Here is a 14,153-nt window from a genome sequence, read left to right as displayed (position 1 = left end):
GTGCCGTCCATGTGCTTGGAGACACCGGGGTGGCCCGAACGGTTGCGCTCGGCCTCCGGTCAGCGCCCATACGGGGGAAATCGGGAGGTCAGCTCCCGTACTTCCGCGCGTACCCGGGCCGTCTCCCCGGGGTCGTCTCGCAACGCGACGGTGAACAACGCCGCAATTCTCGCCATCTCCGGGGAGCCCATCCCCTGTGTGGTGACGGCGGCCGTGCCGAGCCGGATCCCGCGGCTCTCCCCGTAGGGCAGCGCGCAGGTGTCGAGCACCATGCCGGCGGCGGCGAGCCGGGCGCGGGCGGTCCGGCCGTCGACGCCGAGCGGTGTCGGGTCGGCGGTGATGAGGTGGGTGTCCGTCCCTCCGGTGGTCAGCGCGAAGCCCTCGGCGGCGAGGGCGGCCGCGAGGACCTCGGCGTGTTCGACCACCTGATGGGCGTACGTGGTGAACGCCGGCGTGGACGCCTCGCCGAAGGCCACCGCCTTCGCCGCGATCGTGTGCATCTGGGCGCCGCCCTGCGTGAACGGGAACACCGCCCGGTCGATCCGGCCCGCGAGCTCCGCGCCGCACAGGATCATGCCGCCGCGCGGCCCGCGCAGCACCTTGTGCGTGGTCGCGCAGACGACGTCGGCGTACGGAACGGGGCTGGGGGCCGCTCCCCCGGCGACGAGGCCGATGGGATGCGCGGCGTCGGCGATCAGGTACGCCCCCACCTCGTCGGCGATCTCCCGGAAGACGGCGTAGTCCAGGTGCCGCGGATAGGAGATCGACCCGCAGACGATCGCCTTGGGCCGGTGGTGGCGGGCGAGCGCGGCGACCTGCTCGTAGTCGACGAGCCCGGTCTCGGCGTCGACGCCGTACGGCACGAAGTCGAACCACCGCCCGGAGAAATTGGCGGGCGAACCGTGCGTCAGGTGCCCGCCGTGGTCGAGCCCCATGGCCAGGACCGTGTCACCGGGCCTGAGAAGGGCCGCATACGCCGCCAGGACGGCCGAGGAGCCGGAGTGGGACTGCACGTTCGCATGCTCGGCTCCGAAGAGCGCGGTGGCCCGCTCGACGGCGATCCGCTCGGCGGCGTCGGCGTACTCGCAGCCGCCGTGGTGCCGGGCGCCGGGATAGCCCTCCGCGTACTTGTTGGCGAGCGGCGAACCGAGCGCGGCGAGCACCGCCGGCGACATGAAGTTCTCGGCCGCGATCAACTGCAGGCTGTCGGCCTGCCGCCGCACCTCGCCGAGCAGCACATCGGCGACCTCGGGGTCCTGCCGGCGCAGGACGTCGAGTTCCTCATCGGGGGGCGCGGTGACGGACATGGCGGACTCCGGACGTGGAGGGATGTCAGCACCAATGTAGGCAGCCGCCCCCCACCCCGCCTCCCGAACGACCCGATCCCCGACGCGCCCCTCGCACCGCTCGGCCCCGAGGGGCCTCCCGGGCTTCGCGGCGCTGCGGCGGCCTCCGACCGCCGGATGTGGCCTGGGCCGTCAGCGCTTGGCGGCAACGCCCGTCAGGGCCGTGACCACCGGGTCCAGCGCCTGGTTGATCTCGTCGCCGATCGAGCGGAAGAAGGTGATCGGGGCGCCATAAGGGTCCGTCACCTCGTCGGCGTCGAGCGACGGGGCCAGGAGCCACCCGCGTAGAGCCGCGGCGGCGCGGACCAGGGCGCGGGCGCGTTCCACCATGCCCTCGTCGCGGGGGTCCGGGAGCGTGGCCGGGTCGATCGCGCGGACCAGGCGGGTGAACTCCTTCAGGGTGAAGGTGCGCAGGCCCGCCGAGTGGCCCATCGAGATGACCTGTGCGCGGTGGTCGCGGGTGGCCGTCAGGACGAGGTCGGCGCGGATGACGTGCTCGTCGAGGAGCTCGCGCCCCACGAAGCCGCTGTAGTCCGCGCCGAAGTCGGCGAGGACCAGTTCCGCGTTGGTCTCCATGGGGGCGCCCTCGTGGCCCCAGGTGCCCGCGCTCTCCACGATCAGGCCGCCGCCGAGGGGGTCGCCGAGGCGGTCGCTCAGGGCATGGCGGGTCAGCCGCTCGGTGATCGGCGAGCGGCAGACGTTGCCGGTGCTGACGTGGAGGATGCGGAAGGTGTCGCTGTCTTCGTACCCCGCTATGCCACGCCCCTCAGGGGCGGTCAACTGGCCACCTCGAGGTCGGGTACCACCTTCCGGAGCTCCTCCGGGGAGAGCGCGCCCTCGCGCAGCAGCACCGGCACCTTGCCCGTGACGTCGACGATCGAGGACGGGACGATGCCGGGGGTCGGGCCGCCGTCGAGGTAGACGGAGACGGAGTCGCCGAGCATCTGCTGGGCCGCGTCGCAGTCCTCCGGCGCCGGGTGGCCGGTGAGGTTGGCCGAGGTGACGGCCATCGGGCCGACCTCGGTGAGCAGTTCGATCGCGACCGGGTGCAGCGGCATCCGGATGGCGACGGTCCCCCGGCTGTCGCCCAGGTCCCACTGGAGGGACGGCTGGTGCCTGGCGACGAGGGTGAGGGCGCCGGGCCAGAAGGCGTCGACGAGCTCCCAGGCCTGCTCGGAGAAGTCGGTGACCAGGCCGTGGAGGGTGTTCGGGGAGCCGATGAGCACGGGCGTGGGCATGTTGCGGCCCCGGCCCTTGGCGGCGAGCAGGTCCGCGACGGCCTCGCCGCTGAAGGCGTCCGCCCCGATCCCGTACACGGTGTCGGTGGGAAGCACGACCAGCTCGCCCCGGCGGACGGCGGACGCGGCCTCGCGCAGACCGGTCGTGCGGTCGGTCGACTCGTTGCAGTCGTATCGCCGTGCCATCAGTTCCCGTCCTCCTCGTACACGTGGTTCGTCATGGCGGTCATGGCATCGCCTTGCGGGCGGTCGCGAACCGCGGCCGGTTGTTGAGGTCCGGGTGGTCGGCGGCGTCGGCCCAGCCCGCCTCCTCGTTGAAGATCCACGGGACCTGCCCGCCCTGGGTGTCGGCGTGCTCGATGACGACGAGGCCGCCGGGGCGCAGCAGGCGGTGGGCGGTGCGCTCGATGCCGCGGATGGTGTCGAGGCCGTCCTCGCCGGAGAAGAGGGCCATCTCCGGGTCGTGGTCGCGGGCCTCGGGCGCCACGTACTCCCACTCGGTGAGCGGGATGTACGGCGGGTTGGAGATGACCAGGTCGACCTGGCCGTCCAGCTCGGGGAGCGCGGTGAGCGCGTTTCCCTCGTGGAGCACGACGCGGGAGCCCTCGACGTTCTTGCGGGTCCACGCGAGCGCGTCCTCGGACAGCTCCACGGCGTGCACCCGCGAGCGCGGCACCTCCTGGGCGAGCGCGAGGGCGATCGCCCCGGAGCCGGTGCACAGGTCGACGATGAGCGGTTCGACGACGTCCATGGCGCGTACGGCGTCTATGGCCCAGCCGACGACCGACTCGGTCTCCGGGCGGGGCACGAAGACGCCGGGCCCCACCTGGAGCTCCAGGTAGCGGAAGAACGCCCGGCCGGTGATGTGCTGGAGCGGCTCGCGGGCCTCTCGGCGGGCGACGGCCTCCCAGTAGCGGGCGTCGAAGTCCGCGTCCTTGACGTTGTGCAGCTCCCCCCGCTTGACGCCGTGCACGAACGCGGCGAGCTCCTCGGCGTCGAAACGCGGTGAGGGAACGCCGGCGTCGGCCAGCCGCTGGGTGGCCTGGGCCACCTCGGCAAGCAGCAGGTTCACGCTGGTCCTCCGTGGTGCGGGGTGGGGCTTGAGGGGGGCCTTACGCTGCGGCGAGCTTCGCCGCCGAGTCGGCGTCGACGCAGGCCTGGATCATCGGGTCCAGGTCGCCGTCGAGGACCTGGTCGAGGTTGTACGCCTTGAAGCCGACGCGGTGGTCCGAGATCCGGTTCTCCGGGAAGTTGTACGTACGGATCTTCTCGGAGCGGTCGACGGTGCGGACCTGGCTGCGGCGCGCGTCGGCGGCCTCGGCCTCGGCCTTCTCCTGGGCGGCGGCGAGGAGCCGGGAGCGCAGGATGCGCATGGCCTGCTCCTTGTTCTGGAGCTGGCTCTTCTCGTTCTGGCAGGAGGCGACGATGCCGGTCGGCAGGTGGGTGATGCGGACGGCGGAGTCGGTGGTGTTGACCGACTGGCCGCCGGGGCCGGACGAGCGGTAGACGTCGATGCGCAGGTCGTTGGCGTGGATCTCGACGTCGACCTCCTCGGCCTCGGGCGTGACGAGCACGCCGGCGGCGGAGGTGTGGATGCGGCCGGCGGACTCGGTGGCGGGCACGCGCTGGACGCGGTGCACCCCGCCCTCGTACTTGAGCCGGGCCCAGACGCCCTGGCCGGGCTCGGTGGCGCCGTTGCCGCCCTTGGTCTTCACGGCGACCTGGACGTCCTTGTAGCCGCCGAGCTCGGACTCGGTGGCGTCGATGATCTCGGTCTTCCAGCCGACGCGCTCGGCGTACCGCAGGTACATCCGGAGGAGGTCGCCGGCGAAGAGGGCGGACTCGTCGCCGCCGGCTCCCGCCTTGATCTCCAGGATGACGTCCTTGTCGTCGCTGGGGTCGCGCGGGACCAGGAGCAGGCGGAGCTTGTCGGTGAGCTCCTCGCGCTGCTTCTCAAGGTCCTTGACCTCGGCGGCGAAGTCGGGGTCGTCGTGCATCAGCTCGCGCGCTGTCTCGATGTCGTCACCGGTCTGCTTCCAGGAGCGGTAGGTGGCGACGATCGGGGTCAGCTCGGCGTAGCGCTTGTTGAGCTTGCGCGCGTTGGCCTGATCGGCGTGGACCGAAGGGTCCGCGAGCTTGGTCTCGAGGCCGGCGTGCTCGCCGACCAGATCCTCGACCGCCTCGAACATCGGGGGCTCCTGGGTTTTCGTGGGTTGCTACGGGACGGCAAAGCGCCGGTCCCGGCCACCCCCGCACGGGGGCAGCCGAAGACCGGCGCAGTGGCTCGCTACTTGGCGGAGCCGGCAGCCTTGCCGAAGCGGGCCTCGAAGCGGGCCACACGGCCGCCGGTGTCGAGGATCTTCTGCTTGCCCGTGTAGAACGGGTGGCACTCGGAGCAGACCTCGGCACGGATGGTGCCCTCGGTCAGGGTGCTACGGGTGGTGAACGACGCGCCACAGGTGCAGCTGACCTGGGTCTCGACGTACTCGGGGTGGATCTCGCGCTTCAAGGTGTCTCCTAGTTTCGGGAGGGCTCCGGGTCGCCGCCGCGGGTTGCGGACAGCGTGAACCGGGACCGACGTACCAGTCTGCCAGGGACCGGCCGCATCTCCCAAAACGGGGGTCGGCCCTGAGGTATTCCCGCGCTACCTGACCAGGCCCCCGGCCTGGCCCGTGGCGGTGCCCTTCGTGGCCGACGCGGGGATCGGGAGGTCACCCTTGAGGGCCTTCCAGACCTGCTGGGCCTGGGCTTCGAGGGGGACGACGCGGTTGGGGTCCCGGGGGTCGTAGTCGACGGGCAGCGTGACCATGTGGACGTTGCCCGCGGAGATGCCGGAGAGGCCCTTGGCGAAGCCCATCAGCTTCTGGACCGAGTCGAGTTCGGAGTCGGGCGTGATGGCCTTGGTGGCGGCGTCGGCGAGTCCGTACAGCCTGGTCGGGTCGGTGAGGACGCCGACGCCCTTCACCTGCTCGATGAAGGCCTTCATGAAGGCCTGCTGGAGCTGGATGCGGCCGAGGTCGCTGCCGTCGCCGACGCTCTTGCGGGTGCGGACGAGGCCGAGGGACTGCTCGCCGTCCAGGGTGTGCGTGCCCGGGGCGAGGTCGAGGTGGCTCTTGGAGTCCTTGATGGCCTGCGTGGTGGTGATCTCGACGCCGCCGAGCTCGTCGATGAGCTTCTTGAAGCCGGTGAAGTCGACCTCGATGTAGTGGTCCATGCGGATGCCGGACATCGACTCGACGGTCTTGACGGCGCAGGCGGGGCCGCCGACCTCGTACGCGGTGTTGAACATGGCCCGTCGCTCGCCGGGGACGGCGGTCCCCTTGGCGTCGGTGCAGGAGGGCCGGGTGATGAGGGTGTCGCGGGGTATGGAGACCACGCTCGCCTTCTTGTGGCCCTCGTAGACGTGCACGACCATCGCGGTGTCGGAGCGGGCGCCGCCCTCGTCCTTGCCGTACGCGTGGTTGGCGCCGGAGCGGGAGTCGGAGCCGAGGACGAGGATGTCGAGGGAGCCGTTGTCGACGTTGTCGGGGCGCTCCTTGCCGAGCTGCGCGTTGATGTCGACGCCCTTGAGGTTGCCGTCGAGCTTGAGGTAGCCGTAGCCCAGGGCGGCGCCGCCGAGGACGAGGACCGCGGCGGCCCCGGATATGAGAAGGGGCGCCTTGCGCCGCTTGGCGGGCTGCTTGCGGCGCGTGCCGCGTGCGCGGCCGCTCTTGCTCTGCTCGGTCATCGTCTTCCCTCCCTCGGCCCATGAATTCACCTTCAGTGACGGCTCTGCACCCGAAAGGGTTGCATAGAGGGCCGTGAGGTTTGCGTGAGATCTGCCCGGAAACGGCACTGCGCCCACCGTGCGGGGCACGGTGGGCGCAGTGGTTCACGCAGGTCACGACGGGGTTACGGGACCGGGGTCCGGCTCTCGTCGTGTGACGCAGCTCTCGCGTCAGTCGTTGTTGGCGGCTCCAGGCGTGGTCTTCTGGATCTGGAGCAGGAACTCGCCGTTCGACTTGGTCTGCTTCATCTTGTCGAGGAGCAGCTCGATCGCCTGCTGCTGGTCGAGCGCGTGGAGCACGCGGCGCAGCTTCCAGGTGACGGCGAGCTCGTCGCTGCCGAGGAGGATCTCCTCCTTGCGCGTGCCCGAGGCGTCGACGTCGACGGCCGGGAAGATGCGCTTGTCGGCGAGCTTCCGGTCGAGCTTGAGCTCCATGTTGCCGGTGCCCTTGAACTCCTCGAAGATCACCTCGTCCATCCGCGAGCCGGTGTCGACCAGCGCGGTGGCCAGGATGGTCAGCGAACCGCCGTCCTCGATGTTGCGCGCGGCACCGAAGAAGCGCTTCGGCGGGTAGAGCGCGGTCGAGTCGACACCACCGGACAGGATGCGGCCGGAGGCCGGCGCCGCGAGGTTGTACGCGCGGCCCAGACGGGTGATCGAGTCGAGCAGGACGACCACGTCGTGACCCAGCTCCACGAGGCGCTTGGCGCGCTCGATGGCCAGCTCGGCGACGGTGGTGTGGTCCTCGGCCGGACGGTCGAAGGTCGAGGAGATGACCTCGCCCTTGACCGACCGCTGCATGTCGGTGACCTCTTCCGGACGCTCGTCGACCAGGACGACCATCAGGTGGCACTCGGGGTTGTTGTGCGTGATCGCGTTGGCGATCGCCTGCATGATCATGGTCTTGCCGGTCTTCGGCGGGGCCACGATCAGACCGCGCTGGCCCTTACCGATCGGCGACACGAGGTCGATGATGCGGGTGGTGAGCACACCGGGGTCCGTCTCCAGGCGGAGGCGGTCCTGCGGGTACAGCGGGGTCAGCTTGTTGAACTCCGGGCGGCCGCGGCCGGAGTCGGCGGCCATGCCGTTCGCGGAGTCCAGGCGGACCAGCGCGTTGAACTTCTCGCGGCGCTCGCCCTCCTTCGGCTGACGCACGGCGCCGGTGACGTGGTCACCCTTGCGCAGGCCGTTCTTGCGGACCTGGGCGAGGGAGACGTACACGTCGTTCGGGCCGGGCAGGTAGCCGGAGGTCCGGATGAACGCGTAGTTGTCGAGGATGTCCAGGATGCCCGCGACGGGGATCAGGACGTCGTCGTCGGCGACCTGCGGCTCGCCGGCCTGGAAGTCGTCACGGCCACGACGGCCACGACGGTCGCGGTACCGCCCGCGACGCCCGCGACGGCCGCCCTCGGCGTCGTCGTAGTCGTCCTGCGGACCGGCCTGCTGGCCGCCCTGCTGCTGGCCCTGGGCACCCTGGCCCTGGCCCTGGCCGCCCTGGCGCTGGCGCTGGCCGCCCTGGCCACCGCCCTGCTGCTCGTCGCCCTTGCGGTCGCGCTGACGGTCACGGCGGTCACGGCGGTCGCCGCGCTCCCCGCGGTCACGGCGGCCGCGGCCCTCGGCGCCGTCGGCGGCGGCCTCGGCCTTGGCGTCGGCCTGCGGCTCGGCCTTGACCTCGCGGGTCTCGGCGCGGGCCTCGGTCTTGACGACCTGGGCGGCCTCGGCCTTGGCCTCGCCCTCCGGGGAACCGGCGGGCGCGGTGGCACGGCGACGACGGCGCTCGCCGGCCGGGGCCTCGTCGGCGGGGGCCTGGTCCTGCGCGGCCGAGACCTTGGAGGGCTGGCCGGGGATGTCGATCTGCTGCTGGGCGACGGCCTTCTCGGCCTTCTCCGCCTTGGGCGCGGCGGCCTCGGCGGTCTCGCCCGTGCGGGCCTTGGAGGTGGCGCGGCGCTTCGGCTTGGTCTCGGCGGTGTCGGCGGCCTTGGCGGGGGCGGCGGAGCCTCCGGCCTGCGCCTCCTTGATGACCTCGATCAGCTGGCTCTTGCGCATCCGCGCGGTGCCCCTGATGCCGAGGCCGGACGCGACCTGCTGCAGCTCGGCCAGGACCATGCCGTCGAGGCCGGTGCCGGAGCGGCGGCGCCGTGCGGTGCCGGTGGCACCTGCGGCGGGCGCGGCGTTGTCGACACTGTTGTCGGCAGTCACGCCCATCAGATCGGTGGTGTCGCTCACGAAGGGTCCTTCCCTGGAGCGGACGTCGGCCATCTGGCTCGGCGACCGGTTGTGCTGTCCGGCAGGGTCCTGGTTCGTGGACCGTGTCCGGGGCGGTGGTCCCGCCGGGTACGGCGGAGAGAGAACGTGCTGTGGGTCCGGCCCGAGCGCCCCCTGCTCGGCCCTCGGCTCGAAAGAAGAGCGAGGGGTGTCGTGCCGGTTCCGGAGCGTGCTCGAAACTGCTCAGGCAGGCTGCTCAGGCAGTTGGGGAGGCTCCCGGAAGAATGGGTGGTCCCTGATGGGGACACTCCGCACCGCTCCACAAAGAGGTCTGGTGCAGACTTGAGGTTAACACTACCGGCTCCAACAAACATTCCCCCTCTCCCTCACCGGCAATCTCCTGTCCGGGGCATTGCCAGGCGCCCCGGGCGTCCGAGGCGCTGCCCGGCGCCCCGGCCGCCACATGCCTAGGGCGCCAGCGGCAGGACGCTCGCTCCGGACGCGTCGAGGTCGAGCCGGTTGGCGGCCCAGCCCTCTCCCGCGAGGCGGGCGACCTTGTCGGCCGTCCCGTGTTCGGCCAGCGCGAGGACCGTGGGGCCCGCGCCGGAGATGACCGCGGGGATGCCGTCCGCGCGCAGCCGGTTCACGAGGGCGATGCTCTCCGGCATCGCGGGGGCCCGGTACTCCTGGTGCAGCCGGTCCTCGGTGGCCGCGAGCAGCAGCTCGGGGCGGCGGGTCAGGGCCTCGACGAGGAGGGCGGCGCGGCCGGCGTTGGCGGCGGCGTCCACGTGCGGGACGGTGCGCGGCAGGAGTCCGCGGGCGGTCTCGGTCAGCACGGGCTTCCCGGGGACGAAAACCACCGGAACGATGGAATCCGAAGGATCCATCCTGATCGCCCGCGCGGCGCCGGACTCGGTCCAGGCGAGGGTGAATCCGCCGAGCAGACAGGCGGCGACGTTGTCGGGGTGGCCCTCGATCTCGGTGGCCAGCTCCAGGAGGGCGGCCTCGTCGAGCCTGGCGTCCCCGCCTATGGTCACGGCGCGGGCGGCGACGATGCCGGCGCAGATGGCGGCGGAGGAGGAGCCGAGGCCGCGGCCGTGCGGGATGCGGTTGGCGCAGACGACCTCGAGGCCGCGCGGCTGTCCGCCGAGCAGGTCGAAGGCCGTGCGCAGGGAGCGTACGAGCAGGTGGCGCTCGTCGCGCGGGAGCGTCTCGGCGCCCTCACCGGCGATGTCGACGTGCAGCCCGGAGTCGGCGACCCGGACGACGACGTCGTCGTAGAGCCCCAGCGACAGGCCGAAGGCGTCGAAGCCCGGGCCGAGGTTGGCGCTGGTGGCGGGGACGCGCACCCGTACGGCGGCGGCGCGGAACGCTGGACCGGCCATCGCTCGTTGACTCTCCTTGATTGCGAAAACGGTGTTTCGGACAGCGGGTGGTGCAAGAGAAGTACTCGGGGACCCGGGCCCCGGGGGGCCGTTTCGGCCGCGGAGGGCGACAACGGCAACGACACCACGCATATGCGTCGGGGCGGGTTCGGTACAGCCTATCGAAGGAAGGTTCTGTGGCGACATAGGGCGCACAGGAGGCGCACGATGCGTGTCGCGAGCCATCCTGTGCGCCTATGTAGGTTCCTGATCGGGTTTCACCCGATCAGGAACCGGTGGGACTGTCCTGTTTCAGGCCCTGTTTCAGGCCAGACCGAGGCGCTCGGCGGCGGTCACGGCGTCGACCGGGACGGTGACCGGCTGCGGCGCGCCGGCGACGGCCCAGTCGGGGTCCTTGAGGCCGTTGCCGGTGACCGTGCAGACGATCGTCTGGCCCGGGTCGACCTTGCCCTGCGCGGCGGCCTTCAGCAGACCGGCGACCGAGGCGGCCGAGGCGGGCTCGACGAAGACGCCCTCCTGCGCGGCCAACAGGCGGTAGGCCTGCAGGATCTCACGGTCCGTCACCTCGTCGATGAGGCCGCCCGACTCGTCGCGCGCGGCGATCGCGTAGTCCCACGAGGCCGGGTTGCCGATGCGGATCGCGGTGGCGATCGTCGACGGGTCCTTGACGACCTCGCCGCGCACGAGCGGCGCGGAGCCGGAGGCCTGGAAGCCCCACATGCGCGGGCGGTGGGTGGCGAGACCGTCGGTGGCGTACTCGCGGTACCCCTTCCAGTACGCCGTGATGTTGCCGGCGTTGCCGACGGGCAGGACGTGGATGTCGGGGGCGTCGCCCAGCATGTCCACGATCTCGAACGCGGCGGTCTTCTGGCCCTCGATGCGGACCGGGTTGACCGAATTGACCAGCGCCACCGGGTAGTTCTCGGAGAGGCCGCGGGCCAGGGTCAGACAGTCGTCGAAGTTGCCGTCCACCTGCAGGATCTTCGCGCCGTGCACGAGGGCCTGGCCCATCTTGCCGAGCGCGATCTTGCCCTGGGGCACGAGGACCGCGGAGACCATCCCGGCGCGCACCGCGTAGGCGGCGGCGGAGGCGGAGGTGTTGCCGGTGGACGCGCAGATGACGGCCTGCGCGCCCTCCTCCTTGGCCTTCGTGATGGCCATGGTCATGCCCCGGTCCTTGAAGGAGCCGGTGGGGTTGGCGCCCTCGACCTTGAGGTGCACCTCGCAGCCCGTGCGCTCGGAGAGGACCTGAGCGGGGACGAGCGGCGTGCCGCCCTCACGGAGCGTGACGACCGGCGTCGTGTCCGTGACCGGAAGGCGGTCCCGGTACTCCTCGATGATGCCGCGCCACTGGTGGGTGCCCTTGTGGGTCATGGGTCCTTACTCCCCTTCAACACGCATGATGCTGGCGACACCGCGCACGGTGTCGAGCTTGCGCAGCGCCTCGACGGTCCCGGAGAGGGCGGCGTCGGGCGCGCGGTGGGTGACGACGACGAGGGAGGCCTCGCCGTCCTTGCCCTGCTGGCGCACCGTATCGATGGATACGCCGTGCTCGGCGAAGACCGTCGCGACCTGGGCGAGCACGCCAGGCTTGTCGGCCACGTCGAGGCTGATGTGGTACCGCGTCACCACGTCGCCCATGGGGCTCACGGGCAGCTGGGTGTACGCGGACTCGCCGGGGCCCGTCGCCTCGTTGAGACGGTTGCGGCAGACGGCGACGACGTCGCCGAGGACGGCGGAGGCGGTCGGCGAGCCGCCCGCCCCGGGGCCGTAGAACATGAGCTGCCCGGCGGCCTCCGCCTCGACGAAGACCGCGTTGTACGCCTCGCGGACGGAGGCGAGCGGGTGGCTGAGCGGGATCATCGCGGGGTGCACGCGCGCGGTGACGGACTCGCCGTCGGCGGCCCGCTCGCAGATCGCGAGCAGCTTGATGGTGCAGCCCATCTGCTTGGCGGAGGCGAAGTCCGCGGCGGTGACCTCGGTCATGCCCTCGCGGTGGACGTCGTCGAGGCGCACGCGCGTGTGGAACGCGATCCCGGCGAGGATGGCGGCCTTGGCGGCGGCGTCGAAGCCCTCGACGTCGGCGGTCGGGTCGGCCTCGGCGTACCCGAGGGCGGTGGCCTCGTCGAGCGCCTCGGAGTACCCGGCCCCCGAGGTGTCCATCTTGTCGAGGATGAAGTTCGTCGTGCCGTTGACGATGCCCATCACCCGGTTGATCTTGTCGCCGGCGAGGGACTCGCGCAGCGGCCGGATGAGCGGGATGGCGCCGGCGACGGCGGCCTCGTAGTACAGGTCCTGCCCGTGCTGCTCGGCGGCGGCGTACAGATTCGCGCCGTCCTGGGCGAGCAGCGCCTTGTTCGCCGAGACGACGGAGGCGCCGTGCTCGAAAGCGGTGGTGATGAGGGTGCGGGCGGGCTCGATGCCGCCGATGACCTCGACGACGACGTCGATGTCCCCGCGTTTGACCAGGGCGGTCGCGTCGGTGGTGATCAGGTCCGCGGGGACTCCCCCGCGGACCTTGTCCGGCCGGCGGACGGCCACGCCGGCGAGCTCGACCGGCGCGCCGATGCGCGCGGCGAGGTCGTCGGCGTGCGTCGTCATGATGCGAGCCACCTCTGAGCCGACCACTCCACAGCCCAGCAGCGCCACCTTCAGCGGACGCGTACGCATCATCCGACCTCGATTCTCATACTTCTGATTCGTATCTCTACGGTTCTCTTGCGAGTGAGAACCAGTCTCACTCACCGGACGGGCGATTCCACGTTTAGTCCGGATCGTGAGACATGAATTCCATCACTCGACTATTTCATCAGCCGACGTCCAGACGCAGGAGATCTTCCTCCGTCTCGCGCCTCACGATGACCCGCGCCTCGCCGTCCCGGACGACGACGACCGGCGGCCGGAGCGCGTGGTTGTAGTTGCTGGCCATGGAGCGGCAGTACGCGCCGGTGGCCGGAACGGCGACGAGGTCGCCGGGCGCCAGGTCCGAGGGCAGGAAGGCGTCCCGTACCACGATGTCACCGCTCTCGCAGTGCTTGCCGACGACACGGGAGAGCATCGGCTCCGCCTCGCTGGTCCGCGAGACGAGGCTGACGCTGTACTCGGCGTCGTAGAGCGCGGTGCGGATGTTGTCCGACATGCCGCCGTCGACGCTCACGTACGTCCGCAGCCCTTCGAGCGGCTTGACGGTGCCGACCCGGTAGAGCGTGAACGCGGTGGGCCCGACGATGGCGCGCCCGGGCTCGACGGAGATGCGGGGCGTCCGCAGCCCGGCGGCCTCGCACTCCCGCGTCACGATCTCGCCGAGCGCCTTGGCGATCTCGTGCGGCTCGCGCGGATCGTCCTCGGAGGTGTAGGCGATACCGAGCCCGCCTCCGAGGTCGATCTCGGGCAGCTCGACCCCGTGCTCGTCCCGCACCTCGGCAAGCAGCTGGACAACACGCCGCGCGGACACCTCGAACCCGGCCATGTCGAAGATCTGCGACCCGATGTGCGAGTGGATCCCGATGAGCTCGATGCCGTCCAGCTTCAGCGCCCGCCGCACCGCCTCGGCGGCCTGCCCGCCGGCGAGGGCGATGCCGAACTTCTGGTCCTCGTGGGCGGTGGCGATGAACTCGTGCGTGTGCGCCTCGACGCCGACGGTGACGCGGATCTGCACGCGCTGCCGCTTCCCGAGGGACTGGGCGACATGGGCGACCCGCACGATCTCCTGGAACGAATCGAGCACGATCCGCCCGACGCCGGCCTCGACGGCCCGACGAATCTCTTCTTCGCTCTTGTTGTTCCCGTGGAAGGCGATGCGCTCGGCAGGCATCCCCGCGGAGAGCGCCGTGCTCAGCTCCCCCCCGGAACACACGTCGAGATTGAGCCCCTCCTCCTTGAGCCACCGCACGACGGCGCGGGAGAGGAACGCCTTCCCCGCGTAGAAGACGTCGGCGTCCTTGCCGAAGGCCTCGGCCCAGGCGCGGCAGCGGCCCCGGAAGTCGGTCTCGTCGAGGAAGTAGGCGGGCGTGCCGAACTCCTCGGCGAGGGCGTCGACGGCGATCCCGCCGACGGTGACGACCCCGCGCCCGTCCCGGCTCACGGTCCGGGCCCAGACCTTGGGGTCGAGCTGGTTGAGGTCGGCGGGCGGGGCGGTGTAGTGCCCCTCGGGCAGGACGTCGGCGTGGCGGGGCCCGGCGGGGTGGGCGGAACGGCTCATGGCGACTGGCTC

General features: G+C 71.4%; 12 protein-coding genes. All 12 read right to left on the bottom strand.

The window, feature by feature from the left end:
• Nucleotides 1-59 precede the first annotated feature (59 nt).
• Entirely contained in the window at nt 60-1,307 is a 1,248-nt protein-coding gene (locus ACZ7HT_RS22740) for a serine hydroxymethyltransferase (RefSeq protein ID WP_471168682.1), read from the bottom strand.
• Between the two features lie 171 nt (nt 1,308-1,478).
• The gene (locus ACZ7HT_RS22735; RefSeq protein WP_471168679.1) at nt 1,479-2,126 is read right to left on the bottom strand and encodes an arsenate reductase/protein-tyrosine-phosphatase family protein; all 648 of its coding nucleotides are present in this window, start codon (nt 2,124-2,126) and stop codon (nt 1,479-1,481) included.
• Nucleotides 2,123-2,770: an L-threonylcarbamoyladenylate synthase gene (locus ACZ7HT_RS22730; RefSeq protein ID WP_471168676.1), complete on the bottom strand. Its 648-nt coding sequence runs from the start codon at nt 2,768-2,770 to the stop codon at nt 2,123-2,125. Before ACZ7HT_RS22730 ends, ACZ7HT_RS22735 begins: the two co-directional genes overlap by 4 nt.
• 40 nt (nt 2,771-2,810) lie before the next feature.
• Complete coding sequence (prmC, locus tag ACZ7HT_RS22725; protein WP_471168673.1) at nt 2,811-3,656, bottom strand: peptide chain release factor N(5)-glutamine methyltransferase; 846 nt, start codon at nt 3,654-3,656, stop codon at nt 2,811-2,813.
• Nucleotides 3,657-3,696: 40 nt separating this feature from the next.
• A complete protein-coding gene (prfA, locus tag ACZ7HT_RS22720; protein WP_471168671.1) occupies nt 3,697-4,773 on the bottom strand; it encodes a peptide chain release factor 1 in 1,077 nt (358 codons plus the stop codon).
• 98 nt (nt 4,774-4,871) lie between these two features.
• On the bottom strand, nt 4,872-5,093 hold the full coding sequence (rpmE, locus tag ACZ7HT_RS22715) for a 50S ribosomal protein L31 (RefSeq protein WP_015036196.1): 222 nt from the start codon (nt 5,091-5,093) through the stop codon (nt 4,872-4,874).
• A gap of 135 nt (nt 5,094-5,228) precedes the next feature.
• A complete protein-coding gene (locus ACZ7HT_RS22710) occupies nt 5,229-6,311 on the bottom strand; it encodes an LCP family protein (protein WP_471168668.1) in 1,083 nt (360 codons plus the stop codon).
• A 210-nt stretch (nt 6,312-6,521) separates the two neighbouring features.
• Nucleotides 6,522-8,576, bottom strand: a complete 2,055-nt coding sequence (rho, locus tag ACZ7HT_RS22705; RefSeq protein ID WP_471168665.1) for a transcription termination factor Rho — start codon at nt 8,574-8,576, stop codon at nt 6,522-6,524.
• 446 nt (nt 8,577-9,022) lie between these two features.
• On the bottom strand, nt 9,023-9,940 hold the full coding sequence (gene thrB / locus ACZ7HT_RS22700) for a homoserine kinase (protein ID WP_359513754.1): 918 nt from the start codon (nt 9,938-9,940) through the stop codon (nt 9,023-9,025).
• Between the two features lie 303 nt (nt 9,941-10,243).
• A complete protein-coding gene (gene thrC / locus ACZ7HT_RS22695) occupies nt 10,244-11,314 on the bottom strand; it encodes a threonine synthase (protein ID WP_471168661.1) in 1,071 nt (356 codons plus the stop codon).
• A 6-nt stretch (nt 11,315-11,320) separates the two neighbouring features.
• Nucleotides 11,321-12,613: a homoserine dehydrogenase gene (locus tag ACZ7HT_RS22690; protein WP_471168659.1), complete on the bottom strand. Its 1,293-nt coding sequence runs from the start codon at nt 12,611-12,613 to the stop codon at nt 11,321-11,323.
• A gap of 136 nt (nt 12,614-12,749) precedes the next feature.
• Entirely contained in the window at nt 12,750-14,141 is a 1,392-nt protein-coding gene (gene lysA / locus ACZ7HT_RS22685; RefSeq protein ID WP_471168656.1) for a diaminopimelate decarboxylase, read from the bottom strand.
• Between the last annotated feature and the right edge of the window lie 12 nt (nt 14,142-14,153).

This window comes from Streptomyces sp. NPDC037410 (assembly GCF_055602235.1).
The sequence above is the reverse complement of the archived record's forward strand: the minus strand, read 5'-3'. Positions and strand labels throughout refer to the sequence as shown.

Coding starts and splice junctions, on each gene's coding strand:
- ACZ7HT_RS22740 (WP_471168682.1), bottom strand. CDS start 1,307: ATGTCCGTCACCGCGCCCCCCGATGAGGAACTCGACGTCCTGCGCCGG.
- ACZ7HT_RS22730 (WP_471168676.1), bottom strand. CDS start 2,770: ATGGCACGGCGATACGACTGCAACGAGTCGACCGACCGCACGACCGGT.
- prfA (WP_471168671.1), bottom strand. CDS start 4,773: ATGTTCGAGGCGGTCGAGGATCTGGTCGGCGAGCACGCCGGCCTCGAG.
- ACZ7HT_RS22710 (WP_471168668.1), bottom strand. CDS start 6,311: ATGACCGAGCAGAGCAAGAGCGGCCGCGCACGCGGCACGCGCCGCAAG.
- thrB (WP_359513754.1), bottom strand. CDS start 9,940: ATGGCCGGTCCAGCGTTCCGCGCCGCCGCCGTACGGGTGCGCGTCCCC.
- thrC (WP_471168661.1), bottom strand. CDS start 11,314: ATGACCCACAAGGGCACCCACCAGTGGCGCGGCATCATCGAGGAGTAC.
- ACZ7HT_RS22690 (WP_471168659.1), bottom strand. CDS start 12,613: ATGATGCGTACGCGTCCGCTGAAGGTGGCGCTGCTGGGCTGTGGAGTG.
- lysA (WP_471168656.1), bottom strand. CDS start 14,141: ATGAGCCGTTCCGCCCACCCCGCCGGGCCCCGCCACGCCGACGTCCTG.